Source organism: Gemmatimonas sp. (assembly GCF_044345575.1).
GTDB lineage: Bacteria > Gemmatimonadota > Gemmatimonadetes > Gemmatimonadales > Gemmatimonadaceae > Gemmatimonas.
The window spans coordinates 1-3,428 of the sequence record NZ_JBIJAW010000347.1 but is presented as its reverse complement, the minus strand read 5'-3'; the positions used below and the strand labels follow the sequence as shown (position 1 = coordinate 3,428).

The window sequence follows — 3,428 nt, the reverse complement described above, 5'->3', positions numbered from 1 at the left end:
GGCCTTCGTGACCGGGTGGCCGAGGTAGTCCTCGGCGGTCTGCTTCATCTTCTGCAGCACCATGGCCGAGATCTCGGGCGGCGTGTAGCGCTTGCCCTGGACTTCCACGGCCGCCACGTCGTTCGGGCCGGCCACGATCTGGTAGGGCACGCGCGACTGCTCTGCCTGGGCTTCCGCCACGCGGCGGCCCATGAAGCGCTTGATCGAGAAGATCGTGTTCTGCGGGTTGGTAACGGCCTGACGCTTGGCGATCTGGCCTACGAGGCGCTCGCCATCCTTGGTAAAGCCGACGACGGACGGCGTGGTGCGGCCACCTTCGGCGTTCGGAATCACGACCGGATCGCCACCTTCCAGCACGGAGACCACCGAGTTGGTGGTGCCGAGGTCGATGCCGATAACTTTTTCAGCCATGGGGATCTCTGTAGAGGTCCTGATGTTGGAGAGGGTGGGCGGATTCGCTGTCCCTCGGAGGTACTCGGACTCAGGAAGGGCAAGCAGTGGGCCGCCGTATCGCTGCCGTACCGGCCGAATTTCTCCGAAATCGGCAATGGTAGAGTCTGCCGGACTGGCAGGCTGTCAAATTGACCTTCTCGTGGTGCCGTCTGCCCCCCTCGCCGGCGACGCCCCCTACGCGGCGGCTCGCTGCCCCGCCGTGTCTGATGCGACGGTGGTTTGGTCCTGAACTGTTCACGGAAGGACCCGGGACTGATTAATCTCTCTGCTTCTGTCCTGGACGCGCTGATGCCCGTCGTTACGGCGGGGGTCGGCAGGTGACGTTTTCGTTACATCAAATTCGCGTCCAAACTGACAAGTCCGAAGCAGAATCAAGGTGTGTCGGCGAGGACGTCGGCGCGCCACTCCACCAACAGGGATCCGTGAAGCTTTTTTCCAAAGACGAAACGTTCTTCGACCATTTCCGTGGCCTTGCCGTGCACATCGGCGAAGCGGCGACGCTGCTGCGGACCCTGTTCGAGAACCCCGCGAACGCTGCGCAGATTTCCGTACAGATCAAGAAGGTCGAGACCGACGGGGATGCCATCGTGCATCTGATCAATCAGCGCATCGACACGAGCTTCGTGACGCCGCTCGACCGCGAAGACATTCACGTGCTCGCGAAGCGGCTCGATAACGTCATCGACCTCATCAATGGCGCGTCACGCCGCGTCGTGATGTTCCGGGTGACGACGTCGCGCGACGGTGGCGTGCAGATGGCCGATGTCCTTGTGCGCTGCGGCAAGGAAATCCTGGCGTCGGTCGGCGAGGTCACCAAGCGGCAGCGCATGATGGAGCACGGCCGGGCGATCAAGGCGCTCGAGGAAGAGGGCGATGTGCTGTATGCCCAGGCCGTGGGCGCGCTCTTCGATCGGGACGAGCCGGCCATCGAGGTGCTCAAGTGGAAGGAAATCTTCGACGCCCTCGAGGAAGCCATTGACGAATGTGAGGACGTCTCGAACGTCCTTGAAAGCATCGCGCTCAAGAACAGCTGACGCCGGTCGAGACCTCAGTGGTCACTTTCGTCATCTTCATCGTCGTCGTCGCGCTCGCGTTCGACTTCATCAACGGCTTCCACGACTCGGCCAACTCGATCGCCACGATCGTTGGCACTCGCGTGCTCAGCCCACTGGCGGCCGTCATCTGGGCCGCCGTCTTTAACTTCTCCGCGCTGTTCTTCGTCGGGACGGCCGTCGCCAAGTCGGTCGCCGCGGGCTTCATCGACGTAAACGTCGTCGACGCCAACGTCATTCTCGGTGGGCTGCTTGGCGCCATCATCTGGAACCTCATCACCTGGTGGTTCGGCATTCCCTCCAGCTCGTCGCATGCGCTCATCGGCGGCTATGCCGGCGCCGCCGTGTCCAAGGCGGGCTTTGCGGCGCTCCTGTGGGGCAAGAAGTGGATCGAGACGCTCTCGGCCATCGTGCTCTCGCCCACGCTCGGCGCGCTCATGGGCTTCCTGCTCATGGTCATCGTGTTCAACGTGTTTCGCAACGTGATCAACACGAAGGCGGAGAAGTTCTTCCGAGTCGCGCAGCTCACCAGTTCGGCGTTGCTGTCGCTGGCGCATGGCGGGAATGACGCGCAGAAGACCATGGGCATCATCGTTGGGCTGCTCGTGGCCACGCAGGCGACGTTTGCCAACCAGACCGGTGTGTTGTCGCACATGCATGTGACGTCGCTGAAGGAGATTCCGATGTGGGTCGAGCTCAGCGCGTACACCATGATTTCGCTGGGGACGCTCTTCGGCGGCTGGCGTATCGTGCATACCATGGGCACGCGCATCACCAAGCTCCGCCCGGTCGGTGGGTTCTGTGCCGAAACCGGCGGCGCCATGGTCATTCTCGTGGCCTCGAAGTTCGGGATTCCGGTGTCCACGACACACACCATCACCGGGGCCATCGTCGGCGTGGGCGCGACGAATCGCTTGTCCGCTGTACGCTGGGGGCTCGCCAGCCGCATCGTGTGGGCGTGGGTCATCACCATTCCGGCCAGCGCGGCCATGGCTGCCGTCAGCTACTGGCTGCTCGCAGCCTTCAATCCTCTCTGACGCGGAGACGGTCGGTTGCCCCTGTGGCGACCGACCGCACCAATGATGTCCTCGGTAACCTCGCTGTCGTTGCCGTATCTCAATCGCGAGCTGTCCTGGCTCGAGTTCAATGCGCGCGTGCTGGAGGAAGCGCTCGACGAGCGTGTGCCGCTGCTGGAGCGTCTCAAGTTTCTCGCGATCTTCAGCACCAATCTCGACGAGTTCTACATGGTGCGGGTGGCGGGGCTGCGGCGAAAGGTCGCCGCGGGTGCCGCCCAGTATGCGCCTGAGACGCTCGCACCGGCGGAGCAACTCGAAGCGATTCGTGCCCGCGTGCAGGAGCTGCTCACGCGCCGGCGCCAGGTGCTCAAGGGCGAGCTGCTGCCGGGGTTGTCACGGCACGACATCCATCTGCTCAAGATGGACGCCCTCGATGAGGCGGAGCGCGCGCGGGTGCACGCGTTCTTCGAAGCGGAGGTCTTCCCGGTTCTGACCCCGCTGGCGGTCGACCCCGGGCACCCGTTTCCGTACATCTCCAATCTGTCGCTGTCGCTGGCCGTGGACATCAAGGACCCGGTCACCGGCAAGGCGCATTTCGCGCGCGTCAAGGTTCCGCGCTCCCTCCCGCGCTGGGTGTCGATCGGCCGCGGGCACTGCTTTGTGCCACTCGAAGAGGTCATTGGAGCCCATCTGGGTTCCCTCTTCCCCGGCATGGAGGTGCAGCGCTGGTTCACGTTCCGCATCACGCGCTACTCCGATCTCGACCTCGGGCAGATGGATCAACCCGAGGACCTGCTTGAGACCATCGAGCAGCAGGTGTTTCAGCGTCGCTTTGGTGAGGTAGTACGGCTCGAGGTCCAGCGTGACATGCCGGAGCGCATCCGCACGCTGCTGCTGGAGGAACTCG

At 63.6% G+C, this 3,428-nt stretch carries 3 protein-coding genes and 1 pseudogene; 3 read left to right on the top strand and 1 reads right to left on the bottom strand.

Annotated elements, in window-relative coordinates; translation table 11 throughout:
- Positions 1–411, bottom strand: a 411-nt coding sequence (locus ACIQ6O_RS14865) for an Hsp70 family protein (RefSeq protein WP_396208562.1), incomplete at its 3' end; no start/stop codon positions are given.
- Positions 412–875: 464 nt separating this feature from the next.
- Between ACIQ6O_RS14865 and ACIQ6O_RS14860 the strand changes: the two genes are divergently transcribed.
- From ACIQ6O_RS14860 to ACIQ6O_RS14850, 3 genes and pseudogenes are all read left to right on the top strand, one after another.
- Complete coding sequence (locus ACIQ6O_RS14860) at positions 876–1,487, top strand: DUF47 domain-containing protein (RefSeq protein WP_396208561.1); 612 nt, start codon at positions 876–878, stop codon at positions 1,485–1,487.
- A gap of 17 nt (positions 1,488–1,504) precedes the next feature.
- Positions 1,505–2,542, top strand: a complete 1,038-nt coding sequence (locus ACIQ6O_RS14855; protein WP_396208560.1) for an anion permease — start codon at positions 1,505–1,507, stop codon at positions 2,540–2,542.
- A 42-nt stretch (positions 2,543–2,584) separates the two neighbouring features.
- Positions 2,585–3,428, top strand: a pseudogene (locus ACIQ6O_RS14850) (RNA degradosome polyphosphate kinase); the annotation flags it as partial.